This window comes from Bacillus sp. GS3m_15504 (assembly GCF_055825275.1).
On record NZ_JBVVNL010000001.1, the window covers coordinates 2,316,679 to 2,334,974 of the forward strand.

An 18,296-nucleotide genomic window follows, 5' to 3' on the forward strand; every position below is an offset into this window, starting at 1 on the left:
AGGATTGCTCGTTTTTATTTTCGTCTATTCCTTTTCTGGCCAAATTTTCGCGTTTGGTTCTAATAACCACTTGTGTTCTTCCTCCATGATACGATCATTCCAAGGATTATTCTCAAAGTGTCGAATCATCCAACAAAAATACATGGCATATCCTGGCGCGGTTGCTTGTGGATGGTCTAGCTCACCTGGAATTGTAATAAAGCTATTATGTACAACGCGATATGCATCCTCACCAACCATTGCACAACCAAATCCCTGTGGTTTGTTAAAGCGATAATAATATACCTCCGGTTGATCATGGTGATGAGGTGGATAACTGGACCATCGCCCTGGATAAGAAATAACTTCTCCTACTACCATATTAGAATATGCTGCATTGTTATAGTCAAAAATCGTACGAATAACACGCTGCGCCGTTCCCTCCCATACTCCATCTCCAGCTACAACACTTTGACACTCATTTGGAGTATATAACTTAGAAGCAAATTCTTGATCATTATCCGTTTTTTGAACAAGCACTTCACTATCTGAAAGCGCAGTAATGGTAACCTTCACATTTTTAGATACATGTAAGCACCAAGGGTTTTCTTCAAACACAGACTGTCTTTGAAGAACTTGTTCCATGCCTTCCCACTCTAAACGTATTGCGCCTTCCAGTAAAAGAACTGCTGTTTCATTCTTATTATCAAATAGCAACTCTTCTTTCCCATTAGTCATCTTATATATGCCTATATCCATTAACATATCACTGCATTGACCGTTCATTTCTGTTAATACATTATACCCCTCATTTAATTCACCCAATTTTCCTAACATAGCTTTCTCCTCCTTTTAATTAATGGCTTCACTAGCATTCTCCACTTTTGTCAGCTAACTACATTCCGAATTTCTTCTAACTAGTAATGAAGAAAATTTTTCTGATTATGCTCTGTTTTCACTTCCGAATATTTGCATATGACTTTTAACGTTTTCATATGCGGCCTTAATAACATCCTGGTGATACGTAAAATAATCTGAATACGGAGTATTTAGGACGGTATTGTTAACCGCAGTAATTACATTCTGAAATGTGGCTGTTGCTACATTAATTTTACGAACACCATGTTGAATACATTGCTTGAAATCCTCTGGACTAATGCCAGAGCCGCCATGTAAAACGAGTGGGATATGGACTACATCATTAATCTCTTGTAGGCGGTCTAATCGTAAATTAGGATCTCCATTGTACATACCATGCGCATTTCCAATTGCAACAGCTAAAGCATCTACGTCTGTTTCTTCTGCAAATCGTTTTGCTTCTGTAGTGCTTGTCAGCAACATCTCAATATCTTCTGATCCGTCCTCACTACCACCAACTCTGCCAATCTCAGCCTCTACCGTCGCACCGTACTGTTTCGCAAGTTCTACAATTTCTTTAGTCTTTTGTATATTTTCTTCTAACGGATAGTGCGAGCCATCAAACATAACCGAACTAAAACCAATCTCTAACGTCTCTTGAATCTTTTCAAATGTCATACCGTGATCAAAGTGCACTGCTACTGGAACAGTTGCTTGTTTCGCTGCAGCTACCATCAAAGGACCAATCATATGAATTGGCGAATGATTCAAACGAACTTCCGCAATTTGTAGAATAAGCGGTGAGCTTAACTCTTCAGCTGCTTTAATAGCTCCCATTACCATTTCCATATTGGCGACACTGAAAGCCCCAACCCCATAATTCTCTTGATTTGCTTTCATTAAAATATCTTTCATTTGAACTAATGGCATTACATACTCCCCTATTTCAATATTATTTATTACATGTAAAACCAACCTTCACGTCTTTTTACCCCTTTTGTAAGAAGACATGTTGATTACCATACTATTTACTTAGGAATAATCTTAAAATGCTTAAATTACAGACCGGCTTTTTCTTGTATAAATTTTCGGGCTTTTAATGCGTATTCAAAAGGATTCGCTAAAGCTGGGTCTTGCTCTGCTTCTACCACAAACCACCCTTGATAATTAGAGTTTGCAAGGATAGTAAACACTTCATCAAATACAATTACGCCATCCCCAGGAACTGTAAATGCCCCATTCTTCACTGCCTGTAAGAAGCTCAATTCTTTTTCCTTTACAACATCTACTACTTCTTGACGAATATCTTTTAAATGTACGTGTTTAATACGAGGTAAATATTTCTTCAAAATATAAAGTGGCTCTTCTCCTGAAAAAACAAGATGACCTGTATCAAAAAGCAGAGATACAAGCGCTGGATCAGTCATATCCATTAACTTTTCAATTTCTGTCGTTGTTTGAACACCCGTACCCATATGATGATGGTATACAATATGTAGCCCCTTTTCCTGAGCTAATTTACCGAGGTGATGTAATCCATCCGCAAGCTTCTCCCACTCTTCTTCTGTAAAAACAGGCTTATTTTTAAATAGTGGTACATCCATTAACCCTTGAATACTATGCCCTTGCTCTGAAACAACGATGACTTTTGCACCCATGCCATGCAAGAAGTCCCTATGCTTAATGAATTCTTCTACCGTCTCTTCAATCGGCTTCGTTGTTAAAAACGTACTAAACCATGCACTAGCAATCTCCAAGTTTCGTAATTCCAAAGATTTTTTTAATACAACCGTATTTCTCGGATATTTATTCCCTACTTCACTTCCATTAAATCCAGCTAGTGCCATCTCACTAATACATTGTTCAAACGTATTTTCTGCCCCTAGCTCCGGCATATCATCATTTGTCCAAGCAATTGGTGCAATTCCAAGCTTAATTGTATTTTCTTTAAACATCCCCTTGTCTCTCCTCTTTACAAAATGTGATAGAATTTCGCCAAATTCTCTTATCTGTTCATTAAAAAGAGAGCTTCTTAAACAATATGCATGTAGATAAAAAGCTCTCTTTGTGCCCTAATCTAATAAGATCTTGCCTGTTGCAAGTTACTTACTTTACTCTCGTACGCAGCTTGTACACTTTGATTTTTAGATACTTCTGCAACACCTACATGCCACCATGACTCGTATCCATTTGTCATTGTTTTGGGTAATACTTTAATATCAATTAATGTAGAAACTGTTTGTTTTTTCGCATCTATAAGCGCTTCTTGTAATTGTTCTAGTGATGTAACATGATATGTTTTCACACCATATCCAGCTGCGCTAGCTGCAAAATCGATTTTCATAATTGCTCCGTCTAATTTACGTGTTTCCTGGTTTCGGTAGCGAAACTCTGTTCCAAAGCTCCCCATTCCATTGCCCATTTGTAAGTTATTAATGCAGCCAAATCCGGAGTTATCAAACAATAAGACGTTAATTTTTTTGTTTTCTTGAAGACTTGTGACAAGCTCAGAATGAAGCATCTGGTAACTACCATCCCCTACCATTGCATATACTTCTTTCGATGGTTCAGCTAGCTTTGCACCAAGTGCGCCCGCAACCTCATAACCCATGCAAGAGTATCCATACTCCATGTGATATGTATTAGGTTTTCTCGATGCCCACATTCTTTGTAAATCACCTGGAAGACTTCCTGCTGCTCCAACAATAATTGCATCTTCATCAAGTAATGTATTGATTTGTCCAATGACTGCAGTCTGTGTTAATTGTGTACCAAGTGCGTCTACATACTCATTTAAATTTTCATCGAAATGACCTTCGACTTCTGGTGTGAAATCTTGACATGTAAAGCGAATATTATGTAGACGTGATAATTCTGTTTCCCAAGCATCTTTTGCATCAGCAATTTCTACTGTATAACTAGATTGATAATCAATTTCTTGCAGTTCATCTATTAGAGCAAGAAGTGCTTCTTTCGCGTCCGCTATAACCTTTAATGCATCCAGCTTATTCGCATGGAATTCTGAAATGTTGATGTTTAAAAACTCAACTTCTTCATTTTGAAATAATTGTTTAGATGCCGTTGTAAAATCAGTAAATCTCGTCCCGATGCCAATAACAAGATCCGCTTCCTTTGCAATTGTATTAGCTGCTACATTTCCCGTTACCCCAATGCCGCCTAGATTATATGGATGACTACTTTCAATCGCACTTTTTCCAGCTTGTGTTTCTCCAAATGGAATGTGGAATGTTTCAGCAAACTGTTTTAACTCTTCTGCCGCTTCTGCGTATCTTACACCACCACCGCAAATCATAACTGGCTTTTTCTTTCTCTTAATCATTTCCACTGCATCCGCTAAGCTGGCTTTTGTAGGTAGACGGCGTTCAATACGGTGAACACGCTTTTGGAAGAAGTAACTTGGAAAATCCCATGCTTCTCCTTGGACATCTTGTGGTAAACAAATGGTTACAGCTCCTGTATCTGCCGGATTCGTTAAAACACGCATCGCTTGAATCATAGCGGTCATCAATTGTTCAGGACGATTTATCCGGTCCCAGTACTTACTTACTGCACGAAAAGCATCATTTGTAGAAATAGATAAGTCATGTGTTTGTTCAATTTGTTGAAGAACAGGATCAGGTTGTCTCGTTGCAAATACATCTCCTGGAAGTAATAAAACGGGAATATTATTTGCAGAAGCTGTTGCTGCAGAGGTAATCATATTTGCTGATCCAGGACCAACAGAAGAAGTACATGCCATAATTTGTTTTCTATGTTTTTGTTTTGCAAAAGCCATCGCAGCATTTGCCATTCCTTGCTCATTTCTCCCTTGATATACTTCTAATTCCCCAGCGTCCTCTTCTAAAGCCTGACCTAGGCCTACTACATTTCCATGACCAAAAATCGTAAAGATTCCCTTAACAAACTTTTGTTGCTTTCCATCAAACTCCACATATTGCTGATTTAAAAACTTTACCAATGCTTGCGCCGTTGTCATTCTAACAGTTTGCATATGATTTGCTCCTTTCTATCTCTAACAGTCATTCTGCATATGAAAAAGGAGTATCAGGAATTCGATAGACTCCTAATACTTCCTTCTTATGTTTTACTACCTTCGTTACTTTTGCTTCCAAGCACCTAGAGAGATTCTACTTCTCTCTTCATGATTACTTTTCCCAACGAGATGTAAGCATTTTCTTTCTAGTATAAAACTCAACACCGTCCGTACCATTCGCATGAAGATCACCATAGAAAGAGTCTTTCCAGCCAGAGAACGGGAAGAATGCCATTGGTGCTGGAACCCCAACATTCACACCTAACATGCCAGATTCAATTGTTTCACGGAATTGACGTACACTTGCCCCGCTATCTGTATAAATGCAAGCCCCATTTGCAAAGCGAGATTCATTCGCAATTTCAATCGCTTCATCTAATGATTTCACACGAACAATGGATAAAACAGGGGCAAAAATCTCATCTTGCCAGATTTTCATTTCTTTTGTAACATGGTCAAAAATTGTTGGTCCAACGAAGTAACCAGCTCCTTTTACAGCTGTATCTTCACGTCCGTCACGAACTAACGTAGCGCCCTGTTCTACACCTGAATCGATGTAACCAATTGTGCGCTCTTTATGGTTATCACGAATAACTGGTCCTAAAAATACATCTTCATCAAGACCATTGCCAATTACAATTTTATTCGCTTCTGCTACTAGTCTTTCAACTAATTGATCTGCAATTTCTTCTTCTACTGTTACAACAGAGGCAGCCATACAACGCTCACCAGCTGAACCGAATGCAGCGCTAATAATTTGCTTTGTTGCTAGTTCCAGATTCGCATCATTTAATACAATGGAATGGTTTTTCGCACCTGCTAATGCTTGCACGCGTTTTAAGTTTTCTGTTCCTTTTTTGTATACATATTCTGCGACAGGCTGAGAACCTACAAATGAAATTGCCTTCACTAATTTATGTTCCAGAAGACCGTTTACTACATCGTGAGCGCCATTTACGATATTTAATACGCCTTTTGGTAAGCCTGCTTCTTCAGCTAATTCTGCTAATCTTGCTGCTAGAAGTGGTGTACGCTCTGAAGGTTTTAATACAAATGTATTACCACAAGCAATTGCAAGTGGGAACATCCAGCATGGAACCATCATTGGGAAGTTAAAAGGTGTAATGCCGCCTATAACACCAATTGGGTAGCGATACATACCAGACTCAATACCTGTTGCAATATCAGGTAGCTGTTTTCCCATCATTAATGTCGGAGCACCCGCTGCAAACTCCACGCACTCAATACCACGAAGAACTTCACCGTAAGCCTCGTTATAGCTTTTTCCGTTTTCAATCGTAATTAGTTTCGCTAACTCTTCCCAGTTATCTACTAGTAATTGTTGATATTTAAATAGAATACGAGCGCGTTTTGGTACAGCAGTTTTAGACCAAGATTTGAACGCTTCATTTGCTGCTAATACAGCTTGTTCAACATCTACTTTTGTTGAAAGTGGTACTTGAGCAATTACTTCTCCTGTTGCAGGATTATATACAGCTTCCATCTTAGTTGAAATGGATTCTACCCATTCGCCGCCAATGTAGTTTTTTACAATTTGTGCTGTTTGTACTGTCATATTCATTCTCTCCCTTTTATGTAATGTAGAAGCGTCGATAAGATACGCCCTCACTTGATTATTGATTAATAACGTTTCTATACCAATTCCTCAGCCGTTTCCATGAATGCAGAAATCTCTGCTCTTGTTGGCATTGCATCTGAACAGCTATGTTTGGAAATAACGATTGAAGCAGAAGCGCCTCCTAATCGCATCGCTTGAGGGATCTCAAGCCCTTGCATTAAGCCATAAATAAACGCAGATGCATACGAGTCGCCAGCGCCAAACGTCTTTAACACCTTTGTTTTAAAGATACCGCCGCGGTGAGATTGACCGTCTCTCGTATAAGCGATTGAACCATCCCCGCCATGTTTAATTACAACGATTTTCGCATGATGAGAAAACCATCTTTCAGCCGTAACTTGGTCATTAGATTTTTCATAGTTTAATAGTTTTTCCATCATATCGAATTCTTCACGCGTTCCAATAATGACATCAGATTTTTCAGCCGCTAGATTGTAATACACAGCCGTTTCAGCTTCTGACTGCCATGTATAAGGGCGGTAATCCACATCAAAAAATACAACTACATCATGCTTACGCGCATATTCTAATGCTAGAAATACCGCCTCGCGAGAAGGACTTTTCGCTAAAGCTGTTCCTGAAATTAAGAGTGCTTTTGATTGTTTAATATAGTCCTCAGATACCTCTGTTGGATCAAGGTTTAAATCTGCGACATTGTCGCGGTACATTAAAATACTACAATCTTCAGGGCTTTTAATTTCTGTAAATGCTAGACCTGTCACTGCACCTGTACAATCGATACGTATCTGGTCTGTATTAATCTTATTGTCCTTTAAGTACCCTGTAATAAAACGGCCCATTTGATCATCGGACACTTTACCGATAAATCCCGTTTGTAAGCCGAGACGCGCCGCACCAATCGCAATGTTCGCAGGAGAACCTCCCACATACTTAGTAAACGTTCTTGTTTCTTCCATAGGACGTTGTGTTTCATTGGCATTTAAATCAACGCATAAACGTCCAACTGCAATTAAGTCAAATGGACGATTTTCTTTAAAAATAAGTGGATTCATTGTTACTACCTCCCATGCTTTATGAATGAATGATAAGGTTCATATTTTTATAAATATACTATTCATTACTCTTTATCTATCTATAAGTAAGCGCTCTCTTTATTGATTTAATGCAGGCTGTTTATGTTCAATTTGTACGGGTTTTCCTGTTAGTAAGGATTCCTTCGCAGCTTTCGCAATTCGCTCCGCTTGTAACCCATCATTACCACTGCAAATAACAGCTTGTCCTTCTATAATTGACTTTGTAAATTGTGTTACTTCCTCAATGTAAGCCTGCGTGTAACGCTCTAAGAAGAAATAAAGCGGCTTATCTTTTACAATACCTTCTGTTTTTGACACTTGAACTGTTGTCGGGCAGCAATTATCCGCAGCAACCGCGCCTTTTTCACCAAACACTTCCACACGCTGGTCATATCCATAAACAGCTTGGCGGCTATTATCAATTACACCTAAAGCTCCATTCGCAAATTTTAATGTGACAATTGCAGTATCAACATCATGTACTTCCTGAATGGATGGATCAATTAATGTTGTTCCATATGCAAATACTTCAACGACTTCACTATTCATCACATAACGAGCCATATCAAAATCATGAATCATCATGTCCATAAACAATCCGCCTGAAGAGCGAACATATTCTATACTTGGCGGTTGTGGATCGCGTGACGTAATTTTTAAAATATGCGGCTGTCCCACTTCTCCTTGTTGAATAAGATCATAAACTTTCCTGAAGTTCGGATCAAAACGACGATTAAAACCTACTTGAAGAGATACCCCCTGTTCTTTCACCACTTCTAATGCTTCTAATGTTTCTTCTACTGAGAAACTAACAGGCTTTTCACAGAAAATATGTTTTTTCGCAAGAGCCGCTTCTTTAATAATTTGCGCATGTGTATTTGTTGGTGAACAAATAAAGACAGCATCAATTTCTGGATCTGCTAATAAATCCTGATAGTTTGTAGTCAGAGTGGAAATTCCTTTATCTTGAGCCCACTTTTCTAGATGACCAATTACTACATCTGAAACCGCTTTAATTTTTACTTGTGGCATAAGCTGCAAATTATCAACATGTAGTTTCCCAATTCGTCCAGCACCAATAATCCCAATCTTTAAAACGTTCATATGATTTCTCCCTCTATATTAAAATTTAAGAAACAAAATGAAAGTCTATAGGGTTTAGCGTATTAAATTAAGTTAAGCGCTTTCCCTATTTTTCTTCATTATACACACTTGATTCTAAATTGAAAACATTTTTATTTTTTTGAATACTCCTCTTTTCATCCGAATTTTGCATTCCCTCAATATACGTATTACATAAAAATAAAAATTAATAATTAGAAATAAACACTCTAAAAAGCTACAAATATACTCTTTTAAAATACTGATATAGCAAAGAAAACCGAGCCTTTATATAGTAGTCCCCCCTTCTATAAGGCATTTCTTTCTTTTCATACTCGTCATTATTTTATTCTCCAATAAGTAAATAGACTGCCTCTATAAAAGAAAGTTGTAAATTGTCAAAAAATTTAATTGACGACCTCATAATGTAAGCGTATACTTTTTTTATCAAAAAGAATTAAGCGCTTAACCAAAAAATAACTTATCGGTGGTGGGAGAATGAACGCTATTAGTTCAAACAAAACATTTATGGACAGGATTGGGATCCCTTCTAATTTAACTTGGGGATACATAGGGATTATCGTTTTTATGATTGGGGACGGGTTAGAACAGGGATGGTTATCCCCTTATCTCGTTGAAAAAGGATTAACGCTAGAACACGCTGCTTTCCTGTTTACTATTTACGGAATTACTGTATCTGCTTCTTCTTGGTTTTCTGGGGTATTTGTACAAATGTGGGGACCAAGAAAAGTTATGACGTTTGGTTTAGTATCATTCATTTTAGGTTCAATCGGATTCATCGGTATAGGAATTCAACATATGAATTATCCCGTAATATTAATTTGCTATGCCCTACGCGGGTTTGGTTATCCCCTATTTGCTTATTCTTTCCTAGTTTGGGTATCTTACAGTACGCCTCAGCAAATGCTTTCAAGAGCTGTTGGCTGGTTCTGGTTCGTATTCCAGCTAGGGCTTAGTGTTATTGGAGCCTTTTATTCTAGCTATATGGTTCCGAAAATCGGAGAAATCGCTACTTTATGGAGCGCTTTAATTTTTGTTGTCGTAGGGGGATTATTCTCAATCGTTGTAAATAAAGACAAATTTAAAGCACAAACCGTAAGCGCTAACAAATCTAGTGAATTACTAAAAGGCATTACTATCGCATTTGAAAATCCTAAAGTTGGTATAGGCGGTATTGTAAAAATTATAAACTCGGCGGCTCAGTTTGGATTTGTTGTTTTCCTACCTACCTATATGATGAAATATAATTTTACGATGACAGAATGGCTTCAAATTTGGGGTACTCTATTCTTTGTAAATATGGTGTTTAATATTATTTTTGGTATTGTTGGAGACAAGTTTGGTTGGATAAATACGATTAAATGGTTCGGAGGAGTCGGTTGCGGAATTGTAACTCTTGCACTCTATTATGTACCACAAATGGTAGGACATAATTATTGGGCAATATTATTTGTTGCCTGTTGCTACGGAGCAACACTTGCCGGTTATGTACCTCTTACAGCATTAGTCCCATCTTTATCTCCTGAAAATAAAGGAGCTGCAATGTCTGTCTTAAATTTAGGATCCGGATTATCAGCATTTGTTGGGCCATTAGTAGTAACTGCCTTCATCGGGCCATTAGGTGTTGGTGGCGTGATGTGGATTTTTGCTGGTTTGTACTTCTTTGGTGCATTTTTAACTCATTTCCTTACTATTCCAAAGGAAAATGAGATGGAGCAGGATTTAAATACGAAAAGTGGTGAACAATTCTCAGTATAAATCCTAAATATAAAAGAAGGTCATCCTAACTATATTCAGTTACGATGACCTTCTTTTGTTACATTCAAATAGGCTTATAAAAAATCTATCATGTAATATCCTTTACTGAGGATCGCTCTACTAACTGAGGAATAATTGTAATTTTTTGCTTAGCATGCTCCTTCATTTCCATCGTTTTTAGCAGTTGTTCAAACGTACAGGCTGCCATTTGTTTAATTGGCTGTTCAATTGTTGTTAACCCTGGATCTGCAATCTCAGCATAGATTGTATTATCAAATCCGATAATTGATAAATCTTCCGGAATTGAAAGCCCGTGTTTTCTTGCTTCATTCATAAGGCAAATAGCAATCAAATCTGTACAAGCAAAAACCGCTGTAGGTCTGTTAGGTAAATTAAGTAACTCTTTACTTGCACGTTTGCTATCTTCCACTGTCGAATAGCAACTAATAATAGCCTCATCATCTAACGGGATCCCTGAATCCGTTAGCGCTTGTTTGAAACCATTCAATCTGCCTAAGCTACTTTTTCTATCCTTCTCCATCATAATCGTTAAAGATGTATGGCCTTTTTGCGTTAGATAACTTCCAGCTAGGTAGCCTCCCCTCATATCATCAGTTGTCACAACATGAGTCGTGATGGAAGAATGATCTACAGTGAATAATACTAGTGGCAAATCTCGATTTACAATTTTTTTTACAAGCTTATAATCATTTAGCTCCGTTGCAATAATAATGCCATCTACTTGCTTTTTAAATAATAGATCAATGTACTCGTGTTCACGTTTTGTTTGATGGTCTGTACTACATAGAATGAGTGTATACCCTGATTCTCGTGCACTATTTTCAAAAGCTCTTGCTACTTCTGCAAAAAAAGGGTTTGAGATATCAGGGACAAGTACCCCAATCGCATATGTTTTTTTACCTGTTAACGCTGCCGCTACACTACTTGGCTGGTAATCTAATTCATCCATTACCTGATTTACTTTGTTTATTGTTTTTTCACTAATACGCCCAGTTTGATTAATTACCTTGGATACAGTCGCTATTGATACACCTGCTTTTTCCGCAACATCATAAATTGTTGGTTTCACTTTAATTATCCCTTCTTAATCATCTTTTTCTATATTTTATCATAAAAATATTTTGCTTCTTGGTATACAAAAGGAATTCTTTTAAAATTTGTAAGTATTTCTATCTTTGAGCGTAGTACTTCATATTTACAAATTAATCAGCCTTGATGAAACACCAGTAGAAAAATATTTGACTGATTTACTTATTAGACATTTAGAGAGAGTCTGCATGAATTATAAGATGTTTAGGGCTATCAATCGTCTAGCTGGTCGTAACTCAACATTGGATACATTTATGATATTTATTTCACAAAAGACTCGATTCCTGTACATTTTCTTATTAGCCTTAATGTGGTTTAGAAACAATTCCTATAAAAAAATCATTTTATTTGCAGGGTTATCAGTAGGATTCGCATTATTTATAAACTGCTTTATCCAGCTCTTTTATTTTAAACCTCATCCATTTGTTATACATCGTGTGCGTTTACTTATCCCATTAAAGAATAATTCCTCATTTCCTAGTAAACATACAGTCTTAGCATTTGCCTTAGCGTCCTCCGTCTTACTTCGTGAACGTTTATTTGGCTCAATCATGTGGTTCTTAGCAATTTTGACAGGTTTTTCACGTATCTGGCTAGGCCATCATTATCCATTTGATATCATAGGAATCTTAACCAGTATAGCTATTGGCAATGCTACATATATATTTAATTCTTTTGTTACCTGGATTATAAATGTATTAGGAATACAAAAAAAGCGATTCTTTTCACATTAAAAAGAATCGCTTTCCAAGTTCATATTTTCAATTACATTACATAAAGAATTGAAAGATTATCACCTAAAAGCATTAACTATAACTTCAGCCGCCTCTGCAATGAGTTGATTATCATAGGTAGCCCCTTTTTCATCTTTACTAGATAAAATTGCGATGATAATAGGTGCTCTATTTGGTGGCCAAACGATAGCAATATCATTTCGTGTCCCGTAACTTCCAGCTCCTGATTTATCTGCAACTACCCAGTTAGTAGGCACACCTGCACGAATAAGTTTGTCTCCTGTAGCATTTCCTTTCATCCACTCTGTAAGAATGTTATGTTTATGATTTGGAAGCGCATTTCCGGCCGTAAAAGCTTTAAGATTCGTAGCAATTGCTTTCGCTGTACTGGTGTCACGAATGTCTCCTGGAATAGCTTCGTTTAACTCTGTTTCAAAGCGATCAGACATAGTAACCCGATCCCCCATCTTTCTAAGCGCTTTTTCATATCCTTTCGGTCCGCCTATTTTATGAAATAAAATGTTCCCTGCAGTATTATCACTGTAACGAACAGCAGCCTCCGCAATTTCTCCTAGTGTCATTCCAGTATCTACATGTTTCTCTGTAACAGGTGAATAATCCACTAAGTCTTCTTTCGTATAAGTAATAACTTCATCTAATTTCTTAGTAGAGTTCTGTTGCAGTAATACCCCTGCCGCTAAAGCCTTGTAAGTTGATGCAAAGGCAAACCTTTCGTTAGGTCGATAAGCGATTGTTTGATTTGTACCAGTATCAATCGCATATACACCTAATCGAGCATCAAATTTTTTCTCAAGTTGAGAGAACTCTTTATGCGTCGCCTGATTTTTATGTTTCACTTGTCCAGTCTTTTCTTTCGCTTCAACTTGCAATGCACCTCCTGTAAAAGTTACTAGGCTTGTAATACTTAAACCTAATATACCAACACACATCCCTATTTTTAGCATTTTCTTGTTTTTCAAAACTATCATTCCTTTCAAATACTTAATACCTTTTTATACGTACACATAATAGACAATCACCGAAACAAATTTGTTCCATAAACTTAAAAATTTTTATCGCTCGTATCACAGTTATTAATAAAATAAGAGATAACAACTATGACCGCTGCTATCTCTTATTTCACATTTCATCTTTTTACTTATAAATGCCTTTATACAAACAGGGGTTCTTCCCTGAGAAAAGTACACAAATTTTACTAATTTTGATTCGAAGTATCTGTACTAGCAGCTTCATCATGCATACGCTGCTTTTTCAAATCAAAGTATACATCTAAAACTTCCTTTCCGATTATAGAATTAATTCCACTTTTATCATTATGAAGCCATGGGACTACTACAGAAAACGCTACTTCTGGATTATCATATGGAGCATATCCAACTAACGTTAAGTTGTAACATTCCATACGTTCTCCTTTTGCATTTCTACCAATTGGATCATCTCCACCATACACAGTTTGGGCTGTCCCTGTCTTTCCTGCTGGTTTATATGGAGCATTTTTGAAATGCTTTACGCCAGTTCCATCCCCTTCTTGGAATACCCATCTAAACCCTTCTTTTATTCGATCAATATATTCTGTCTTCATATCAATCCGATTTAATACTACAGGCTCTATAGAGCGAATAACTTTACCAACCTCTTCTTTAATTGATTGTTCTCGTATTTCTTGTACAATTTGAGGTTGCATTCTATAACCACCATTCGCAATCGTTGAAATATATTGAGCTAATTGCAACGGCGTATACGTATCATACTGACCGATGGAAAAGTCTAGTAAAAATCCAGGTTGACTATCTACTTTTCTAGTTTGTCCAATTATTTCATTCGGTAAATCGATACCTGTTGGGATTTGTCAATATAACCAAAAATAATATTAATATTCAAATCTATAAAAAATATTTACAACCCCATCCTTTGTTACCTCAATCCTACTAATCAACAATTTGAATGCTTCATACAAGTCGTTTGAGCGCGCTATTAAACCAAACGTAGCTTTAACTTCCTTTTTTTTCTTTTCTTGCTCCTCTATATCACTTAGCTCTAATAATTCTGTCTCTTTTTCTCTAATAACAGCATCTAGTTTACGCTCTCGTTCTACAAACGTGGATTTATCTATTAATTCATCCATATATAAATCTACCAGTCTTTCCTTTTTAGAAGTAATCTGCCGGATTTCTTTTTTTAATTTACCTAACTTTTCTTCATAAAGGTTTTTATTTTGTAAATCAGATTCCATTTCTAAATCAAATTCTTTCTGTTTTAGCTTTTGAATGATAAATTCACGTAGATTATCATATGATAACGGTTCGTGCTTTACACATTCACGCGTTCCAGAATCTTTATATCTCGAACATTTCATGTATACAAATTCAGTATTAGTACCATCCTTCAAAGTTATCCTCCCGGAACGCATCGCCCTCATTGTAGATCCACAGTGAGCACAATATACAAGTCCTCTTAATTCATTTTTCAGAGCAGCCCGTCTTTTTTTGCTATTATCTCTATTCGGATCATTAATTATGTCCCAACGTTCAGGATCGATAATAGCTGGGTGATGATTCTTAAAGATATTCCACTTTTCTTTTGGATTACGAATGTGTTTTTTACGCCCCGCCACTTTTACCTTCGTATGTTGATTCATTATAAAATCACCTTTGTAAACGGCACTTCGAATAATCTTTTGAACCGCTGAATGTCTCCAGTAACCTCCAGCTTTTGTTTTTTTACCTTCATCATTTAATTTTGTAGCAATTTTTACATACCCAAAACCATTTTCATATAAATCATATATTCTTCGAACTACAGAAGCCTCGTTTTCATTTATTACAAGTTTTTTATCGATTACATCGTAACCATAAGGAGCCCGCCCTCCTATATGCTCACCTCTCCTCACTTTTGCTGTAAGTGCTGCTGATATTGAAACTGATAATGTTTTTGGTAATTGTGAAGCAAACATTGCATACATTTCAAACTTCATATCATTACGCCCTTCATACAAACTATCATACCCTTCTTCAATAGTTACCAACCTAATACCGTGCCCAAGTAATATCTCTTTGATTTCTAAGGCATCTTTCAAATCACGTGCAAGTCTATGAATAGATTTAAAAATTACGGTTTCTATTTCCTTTTTACGAGCACGTTCTAAAATTAATTGCATTGCGTGCCTCTCTAACCAAGCTGTCCCAGATATACCATCATCAAAATACACAGCATTCTCGTCCCATTCAAAACCATTTCTTTCTATCCAATACCTACAAATGTCAATTTGGTTCTCTACTGAGGATACCTGATCGTCATGATCAGTAGATACCCTAACATACACAGCGTATCTCATTCTTACACATCCCTTAACGTATTAGTTTGACTAAATTATATATCTGCACAAGTAAACGAGCAATCTATTACCAATACAAAAAGACGACTTGCTACAGTCGTCAAAATGAAAAATATATAAATCTCGAAAATTTAGGAGGGGGTAAACAACATACAACATCTTCTAATAAAAACAAAAAGAAAAAAGAACCCCCTCTATAAAAAATATACCTTATATATATAATATAAATTATATAACTAATAAATATATATTATATATAGAGTATATTATTAGTAGTAATATATAAGTATTATTACTATAGGGTTCTAATGTTTTTAGGCTGTAAGTTTTCATTTAATTAAGTGCCAATAATTGTGTATCAGATTGTTCAAGTCATCCGTTAAGGCATCCAACTGCATCATCTTCTCTTCACCAAGTTCTTCTAAATAATCATCACGATCATCTTCTGTCATTCTTTCAAGTGTTAGATACAACCAATAAGCAAGTTGAGGACCACTCACCTCATATTTACGCAAAATTTTATTCAATTCTTTTGTCGATTCGCTCATGTTAAATCACCTCTTCTTTTTACTTAATCCCATAAACAACCTTCTATGCTTTTCAGGCTGTAGACTCATTACCCGTATAATCTTTTCAGCACTATCTAGGTCCGGTGCATCGATAATATTCTTTCTCCACATCCATCTTCTGTTGTCTATTTTACTTTGATAAACTGCACCACTTTCACCGTTAATCCATAACCGGTTATTACAACCTAAGATATTTACACGAGTCCAGTACTTTTTCATTACGAAATACCCGGCACTACATAAACTTTTGCATATATGTCATGTTTTGCTGCAAGTTGCTCCAGCTTTTTTTGTCTGTATTCGGTCACGGTAAAGAAATGAATGAGTGGTATTTTTCCATTGTATTTATTTTTGTAGTATAACGAAAATTCCCTGTACCTGCTCATTTTTTCAGCGTTCACATTCATCATTTGCGTACGATCTATTTCTACAGCATTTAGTGTTCCTTCTTCATCCCGAAACTTCACATCAGGAATAATTGTCTTCTTTTTATCATTTACTTTATAACGTATAGGTGTTTCTATCTGCCAGTCGTCGGGACAAAACAGATAGAGCCACGCTTCATTTCTCATAAGGCTGTGAGCTAATCGACTATTTGGTACAATCTTTTCTGTATCGTCGAACAGTTCACGGCCCTTTTTATTTAAGTAATACACGTACTCTTTTTGGTACACTGTGCTATTCACATATGGACTGAGATCTTTTAAAATGCGGTTTGCGTTACGTATACCACCCATATCGTGTACCGCCATTAAATGCCTACGTGTTGCGAACTTCAGCTTTCTAATCGAGGTCAGAATCGTCATCTGACGGTTGATTTTGATATGTGTCTGGATGTTCATCTTTCTTCACCTCAACCTCGTATTGTTTTAGATGTTTCCACATCCGCTCATCACTAATAAAAGGTACCTGCAGTTCTGTTAATCGATCTGTTTTATAAATAGCCCTACCAGGTAACGACGGTAATGTTTCTAATCCTGACTCATCAAGGACAACCTCAGATGCCTTGTATGTCGGTAATCTGAATCCTAACTTAGCGTCAGACATTTGCTTTACTACTGATGGTATTGAAGTAACCGTAGGATACTGTGTAGCCAGAATCAAACGAAAACCCAAGCCGCCTGATACAGTTGCTATATAACTAAGCATGTACTGGCACTCTTCCCGAATCTTGTTAACATCACGAGGTAACCCTTTTGCTGGGGCAAGTACAGCACCCTCATCAACAATAATGAAGTACCGATCCCTTTCTTTTGTTTCAACTATATTTTTGTATCCATTACCCTTCATGAATTTTCCGCACTCTTCAATTTTTTTCATAATTTTATTTAGTACATGGTGTGCTTTCTCTACAGAATCAGCAACTTCTAACACTTGTTTCAAATTACTAAACTCACTAAATTCTAGTCCTTTTTCCTTTAAATCAATTAAATACACATGAACATGCTCCGGATTCGCCTCAATCAAAGTAGTAAGTAATACTTTCAAAAACACGGTTTTTCCCATCCGTGTAAGACCACCTAATACCATATGAGGAGTTTTATCGAAGTCATGATAAATTAATCTTTCAAGGCTTTGCCCCATCGGTACACGCCATCTACCTTTTTCTACTAATCCCTCTGTCCATTCCCACTTCTCGGGTATATCCTTATGAAAAACACGAATCATTAATTTGTAATTATCATATTTGATACGTACAGGTTTATTAAGTCCTTCGCTAACAACGTCCTCAACTTTTTGTATTAATTTCGATGGCATCCCTAACGGCAGTCTATATACATAAGTCGTACTACGATCGTCTTCTTTTCGCTCAAGAAAAACTGGATAATGCAGCTTTTCATCCTTCCTAATTGCAATTCCACTTACTTCAAAAAACACTTGTATCTTCTTTCTATCATCCTCTTTACCTTTTAATCTATCATTTACCAAAGCGTATCCCAGCGAAACTGCAGGTATTAATAACAACTCAAGCATAGGGGTTCACTCCTTATATATCCTTATAGGATATAGTTGCTCTTTACTGGAAGAATTACGTACGAGTTATTTTTCTTATATAACAAAATGCCCCATGATTCCAGGTTCCA

At 36.7% G+C, this 18,296-nt stretch carries 16 protein-coding genes and 1 pseudogene; 2 read left to right on the plus strand and 15 right to left on the minus strand.

The window, feature by feature from the left end:
- Positions 1-24 precede the first annotated feature (24 nt).
- The 7 genes from AC0L0O_RS12165 to iolG form a co-directional block, all read right to left on the minus strand.
- On the minus strand, positions 25-816 hold the full coding sequence (locus AC0L0O_RS12165) for a 5-deoxy-glucuronate isomerase (RefSeq protein WP_000900830.1): 792 nt from the start codon (positions 814-816) through the stop codon (positions 25-27).
- Between the two features lie 105 nt (positions 817-921).
- Positions 922-1,767 carry a class II fructose-bisphosphate aldolase gene (locus AC0L0O_RS12170; RefSeq protein WP_001131820.1) on the minus strand — a complete coding sequence of 282 codons (846 nt, stop codon included), beginning with the start codon at positions 1,765-1,767 and terminating at the stop codon, positions 922-924.
- A 128-nt stretch (positions 1,768-1,895) separates the two neighbouring features.
- Positions 1,896-2,792, minus strand: coding sequence for a myo-inosose-2 dehydratase (gene iolE, locus AC0L0O_RS12175; RefSeq protein WP_000471986.1), 897 nt, complete (start codon positions 2,790-2,792; stop codon positions 1,896-1,898).
- A gap of 122 nt (positions 2,793-2,914) precedes the next feature.
- On the minus strand, positions 2,915-4,849 hold the full coding sequence (gene iolD, locus AC0L0O_RS12180; RefSeq protein ID WP_001195353.1) for a 3D-(3,5/4)-trihydroxycyclohexane-1,2-dione acylhydrolase (decyclizing): 1,935 nt from the start codon (positions 4,847-4,849) through the stop codon (positions 2,915-2,917).
- 154 nt (positions 4,850-5,003) lie between these two features.
- Positions 5,004-6,467 (minus strand): CoA-acylating methylmalonate-semialdehyde dehydrogenase, encoded by a 1,464-nt coding sequence (locus AC0L0O_RS12185; RefSeq protein WP_000218124.1) that lies wholly within the window; start codon positions 6,465-6,467, stop codon positions 5,004-5,006.
- 77 nt (positions 6,468-6,544) lie between these two features.
- Entirely contained in the window at positions 6,545-7,543 is a 999-nt protein-coding gene (gene iolC, locus AC0L0O_RS12190) for a 5-dehydro-2-deoxygluconokinase (RefSeq protein ID WP_001068618.1), read from the minus strand.
- Positions 7,544-7,642: 99 nt separating this feature from the next.
- Complete coding sequence (gene iolG, locus AC0L0O_RS12195) at positions 7,643-8,668, minus strand: inositol 2-dehydrogenase (RefSeq protein WP_001101685.1); 1,026 nt, start codon at positions 8,666-8,668, stop codon at positions 7,643-7,645.
- Between the two features lie 495 nt (positions 8,669-9,163).
- On the opposite strand from iolG, the gene AC0L0O_RS12200 reads away from it, so the two are divergent.
- Positions 9,164-10,444, plus strand: a complete 1,281-nt coding sequence (locus AC0L0O_RS12200; protein ID WP_000991764.1) for an MFS transporter — start codon at positions 9,164-9,166, stop codon at positions 10,442-10,444.
- An 88-nt stretch (positions 10,445-10,532) separates the two neighbouring features.
- Here the strand turns inward: AC0L0O_RS12200 and AC0L0O_RS12205 are convergent, their stop codons facing one another.
- A complete protein-coding gene (locus AC0L0O_RS12205) occupies positions 10,533-11,534 on the minus strand; it encodes a LacI family DNA-binding transcriptional regulator (protein ID WP_000805139.1) in 1,002 nt (333 codons plus the stop codon).
- A gap of 208 nt (positions 11,535-11,742) precedes the next feature.
- On the opposite strand from AC0L0O_RS12205, the gene AC0L0O_RS12210 reads away from it, so the two are divergent.
- Complete coding sequence (locus AC0L0O_RS12210) at positions 11,743-12,288, plus strand: undecaprenyl-diphosphatase (protein WP_001107037.1); 546 nt, start codon at positions 11,743-11,745, stop codon at positions 12,286-12,288.
- A gap of 59 nt (positions 12,289-12,347) precedes the next feature.
- Here AC0L0O_RS12210 and bla read toward each other — a convergent pair whose 3' ends face one another.
- The 7 genes and pseudogenes from bla to AC0L0O_RS12245 form a co-directional block, all read right to left on the minus strand.
- Positions 12,348-13,277 (minus strand): class A beta-lactamase Bla1, encoded by a 930-nt coding sequence (gene bla / locus AC0L0O_RS12215; RefSeq protein WP_473785921.1) that lies wholly within the window; start codon positions 13,275-13,277, stop codon positions 12,348-12,350.
- A gap of 227 nt (positions 13,278-13,504) precedes the next feature.
- Positions 13,505-14,155 (minus strand): annotated as a pseudogene (locus tag AC0L0O_RS12220) (penicillin-binding transpeptidase domain-containing protein); the annotation flags it as partial.
- A 24-nt stretch (positions 14,156-14,179) separates the two neighbouring features.
- Complete coding sequence (locus tag AC0L0O_RS12225) at positions 14,180-15,643, minus strand: recombinase family protein (protein WP_473785763.1); 1,464 nt, start codon at positions 15,641-15,643, stop codon at positions 14,180-14,182.
- Between the two features lie 329 nt (positions 15,644-15,972).
- Positions 15,973-16,191 carry a hypothetical protein gene (locus AC0L0O_RS12230; RefSeq protein ID WP_113760281.1) on the minus strand — a complete coding sequence of 73 codons (219 nt, stop codon included), beginning with the start codon at positions 16,189-16,191 and terminating at the stop codon, positions 15,973-15,975.
- Between the two features lie 6 nt (positions 16,192-16,197).
- On the minus strand, positions 16,198-16,431 hold the full coding sequence (locus tag AC0L0O_RS12235) for a hypothetical protein (RefSeq protein ID WP_113760282.1): 234 nt from the start codon (positions 16,429-16,431) through the stop codon (positions 16,198-16,200).
- Entirely contained in the window at positions 16,431-17,054 is a 624-nt protein-coding gene (locus AC0L0O_RS12240; RefSeq protein WP_072191315.1) for a replication-relaxation family protein, read from the minus strand. Before AC0L0O_RS12240 ends, AC0L0O_RS12235 begins: the two co-directional genes overlap by 1 nt.
- Complete coding sequence (locus tag AC0L0O_RS12245) at positions 16,996-18,186, minus strand: FtsK/SpoIIIE domain-containing protein (protein ID WP_473785764.1); 1,191 nt, start codon at positions 18,184-18,186, stop codon at positions 16,996-16,998. The genes AC0L0O_RS12240 and AC0L0O_RS12245 overlap by 59 nt, the downstream gene beginning before the upstream one ends.
- Positions 18,187-18,296 lie beyond the last annotated feature (110 nt).